The sequence below is a fragment of the Tenacibaculum soleae genome (assembly GCF_001693415.1).
GTDB lineage: Bacteria > Bacteroidota > Bacteroidia > Flavobacteriales > Flavobacteriaceae > Polaribacter > Polaribacter soleae.
The window spans coordinates 1-4,054 of record NZ_MAKX01000007.1 but is presented as its reverse complement, the minus strand read 5'-3'; the positions used below and the strand labels follow the sequence as shown (position 1 = coordinate 4,054).

The following is a 4,054-nucleotide window of genomic DNA, read 5'->3' as shown; positions in this document are numbered from 1 at the left end:
TAACGATTTTTCGTAACATTAGATTCTACAAGATTTTTCTATAATTATAAAAATATTCTTAAAAACTAAATTATTCTCTTTTTAGCGCAACGATTTCATATTTATTTTGAAACTAGACGAGATTTTTATCGATTTAGTATTTCTGGAATTTAGGAAATCAATTCTCATAAAAGCGCAAATATTATTCAATTTTTTTAAGTTTCAATAAATTACATTTTTCTTAATTTTCTCTAAAAAATAGAATTATTTTTCAATAAAAATATTTTCTAAAAATTTCGATTTCTATGAGCGCCAACGTGTTTGTGTATGGTTAGTTGCGTGATTTAAGCACTAAAGTTAGCAAATAAAAACCGAATAGAAAGTCCGCGAGGACTTTTGTAAGTAGGCTAGAACCAAGCAATTAATTATACACGGTGTTGGCACCAGTTATTTATTCATTCTTGTAATTCACTATTTTATCTACTGAAATTCCTTTTCCGTATTTTTCTATTGTTGTTAAGATTTCAAGTGAATTGAAAATCGGTTTTATTTTGTCCTCATTTTTCGGATGAACAATTTTATAATCATTTTCGTTTTCAAAATATTCTCCTAATTTTTCAATTATTGTTTCATATTTTATTAAACCACTTTCTTCTTTTGTCCTAAATAACTTTTTGATTCTTTTTTGAATTAAAACAAAATCTACTTTTGGTAAAACAAAAGGAATATGTTCAGGCCAAACACATAAAGTTTCTACTTTTTCAGTTCCGTTTTTATTCACGTAGAAAATATTCGGGACAAAATATTCTTCTGTTAATTTTTCTTGAAGTTCGTTTTTATTGTAGCAGAATTTCCAACAATAATTTGATTTTTCTAATTCTAAATAATTTAGTTCCCATTCTTTAAAATAGGATTTACTGATTTTTTCATTTGATTTTAACCAACTTTTTAATAATTCTCCCTTTTTATACTTTATAGGTTCTCCTTCTGCTTGTGGGTCAAGGACAAAAAGGTCAAATTTTTCTACTAAATTATCTACTAACTCAAAACTTTCAATTCCGAAAAAGTCTGGTCTGACATAATTTATATTAAAACATAAATTAGTGTCTTCTAAATCTCCAAAGTCATTTTCTTCCTCATCTTTATTTTCTTTTGATTCATAAATTTCAAATAAGCAAAAAACTCCTGTAGTTTCGTTTTCATAAACTATTTGGTCTTCTGTTTTACTTTCCAACATTGGGATAGTATTTAAGAATTCAACCATTTCAGAAGTAGTTACTTTGTTGTTTCTTTTTTTGTAAAAGTTTAAATCAAAACTCATTCAGTTCGTTTTTTCTAATTGGTGCCAACGTACTTGTGTATGGTTTCGTTACGGAAAAATCGACAAGATTTTTCCTGTTTTAGACCAAAGATAGTGAAAGTGCGAGGATTTTCTGCAAGAAAATCCCCCGTAATGAACTATACACGCTGTTGGGTTTTAGTGCTTTTTGTTTTTATTGTTTTTAGTTTATTTATTTTCATTTTTCATTCCGTTTTTGTGTTCAATTTCATGTTTTTAAAATTAAATTCCATAAAATTATTCAATTCTGCGTTTGAGTAAAAAATTCCGCAAAGTTGAGTTTCCATTTTTCATTCCGTTTTTGTGCTCAATTTTACGTTTTTAAAATTAAATTCCATAAAATTATTCAATTCTGTGTTTGAGTAAAAAATTCCGCAAAGTTGAGTCTCCATTTTTCATTCTGTTTTAGTTCTCAGTTCTACGTTTTCAAAATTAAATTCCATAAAATTATTCAATTCTAGGTTTGAGAGAAAATTCCGCAATAATAAGTTTCCTTTTATAATTGTATTTCTTTATTTTTCTCAAGATTAAATAACTTTTTTTGTTCTTAAAAGACTAAAATTTTTTGAAATTCAACGAGATTTTTTTGCATTAAACCCAACGTTTTTGTGTATGATTTTTGGCGTTTTAAAGCACTAAAGTTAGCAAATAAAAACCGAATAGAAAATCCGCTAGGATTTTCGTAAGTAGGCGATAACTAGCCATTAATTATACACGTTGTTGGCATTTCGTTATTTTTTATTTTTCTTAATCGACTGTTTAATTAGACTCAAGATATATTCTAAATGTTCGTCCGATTTTATTTGTAATTCATAATCTCCATTTCCCCAATGTCCAGTTGAAGAAACATCTCTTGTTATTCCTTTCGGGTCGTCAAGTTCTCCAATTGTCATATTTATCCAAATTTTCAAAGCTTTTCTTTGTGGATGAATATCAACTACATTTCTGCCTGAAACAAAAGCAATGTATTTCTTTTTTGGTTTAACTTCTATATTGTCAAAATTCAGAATTGCGTTTTTCAATTTCTCGTACAATTCCTTTATTTCTTCGCTTCCGTTTTCTAAATGTTCCTGTTCCGAATAGACTTTTATTTCTTTCGCAACATTGTCAATTGTTTGGTCGGTTTTGGAAATAGTTTTTATACTCTCTTGAGCTCCTGCCTTTTGTATTTGTTCGTATGAAACTGTGTTATTCTCAAATCTTTTGACTTCCCAAAGTTCAATCGGCAAGTCCTTAAAATTTATTGCCTCACGTTGATAATTTGTAAAAGCTGGTGAAACGAATAAAACTCTCGATTGTGACCAATCTACGTCATTTCGTTTGAGTGTTTTGTCAAGGTTTTCATTAAATTCCAGAATAAAGTCAGCTTTATTATTAAGCATTAATGACAAATAAGCATAACCTTGGTCAATTACACTAAAATTCTTATCTCTCTTATATTCAATAATAACAAAGGCATTTGATTCTTTGTCAAACGCAAGAGTGTCAATTCGGAAGTTGTTTAGGGCAAATTCAGATTTCACAAAATCAAGTCCGAGAATTGTCTTTAAATTACTTTCAGTCATTTCTTGAATTTCTTTTTCAAGTCGGAAAGGTTTTTCTTTAATGTATTCTAAAGACTTTTCTATTTTAAATAATGCCATTTATTTTCTCGATTTTCGTTTTTTTGGTTAATGAATGCCAACGGTTTTGTATAAGGAAAGTTGCGGTTTTGGCAGCAAGGAATTTCCGAAGGAAATTCAGAAGTTGATAAAAATGCAACTAACTTTGGTTAAGTACTAATTTAGCAATTTTTTTTATACGTTGTTAGCTCACGTTAATTCAACGTAATCCTTTCGTAAATGGGTTATTCGTTTTGGTATAATTGTCAACTGAAATAAAAATTTCTCTAAACCTTATTTTCTCTTCATTGTTTTTAATATCCATTGTATGTTGAGAGTGAATGTGTCCAACTATTGTATCACTATTATTTTTAAACTTAAATTCCAATTGATTTTTTATTTTATCATAGTTTTCAAAGTTTATAAAGTCAGTTTTCTTCTCCGTTTTACTAATTACTGTAAAAGTAAATCCAATTAATTTTCCCTCATTGTTTGGATTAAAGTGATATTTGATTATTCCGTTATATTCGTTTGAGCTTTTAATTTTCTCAATACTTAATTCGTAAAATAAGCTTTTCGAATAGTCAATAATTTCATTGTTATAAGCAAAAACTTGATTTCCGATTGTGTCGTTTAGTTTATCTATATAAAGTTCCACTTTTTCTGTTGAACCATTCCCAAAATCATATATAATCATTTCCCTCTCAAATTCATACTCAATTTGACTATTCAATTTATTCTTTTCTTTTTTTCCGCCACAACCGATTATTAAAAAGCAAAAAATTCCATAAAAAACGGGAAGTAGAATTAGTAGACGGATTTTTTTCATAATGTGAGCTAACGTTTCCTATATGCGCCGTTTTAATGGCGTATATGGGGTGTTGTTTTTAGTATTTTATTCATCAGTAAATATACAATTTTTTAAATACGGAGTCTGTCAGCCGCCACTATAAAATGTCTCCAATTGCCATTTGATTTTTTTATTATGAACTTTATCAACCACTGACTGATAAAGTCTCGTCATCAAAAAACAGACTCATTAAAATCCAATCTTTTTTAATTCCAATTCTGTAAAATACCTACAGTTATTTGAAAATCAATTGACTATGTCATTATTTTATGCTAACTTCGCCAA

At 28.1% G+C, this 4,054-nt stretch carries 3 protein-coding genes; all 3 read right to left on the bottom strand.

The features are described 5' to 3' along the window. Positions 1-430: 430 nt before the first annotated feature. On the bottom strand, positions 431-1,300 hold the full coding sequence (locus BA195_RS09535) for a hypothetical protein (protein WP_068704867.1): 870 nt from the start codon (positions 1,298-1,300) through the stop codon (positions 431-433). A 749-nt stretch (positions 1,301-2,049) separates the two neighbouring features. Then, positions 2,050-2,961: a DUF5655 domain-containing protein gene (locus tag BA195_RS09530; RefSeq protein WP_068704865.1), complete on the bottom strand. Its 912-nt coding sequence runs from the start codon at positions 2,959-2,961 to the stop codon at positions 2,050-2,052. A gap of 178 nt (positions 2,962-3,139) precedes the next feature. Continuing rightward, complete coding sequence (locus BA195_RS09525; RefSeq protein ID WP_068704863.1) at positions 3,140-3,748, bottom strand: hypothetical protein; 609 nt, start codon at positions 3,746-3,748, stop codon at positions 3,140-3,142. Positions 3,749-4,054 lie beyond the last annotated feature (306 nt).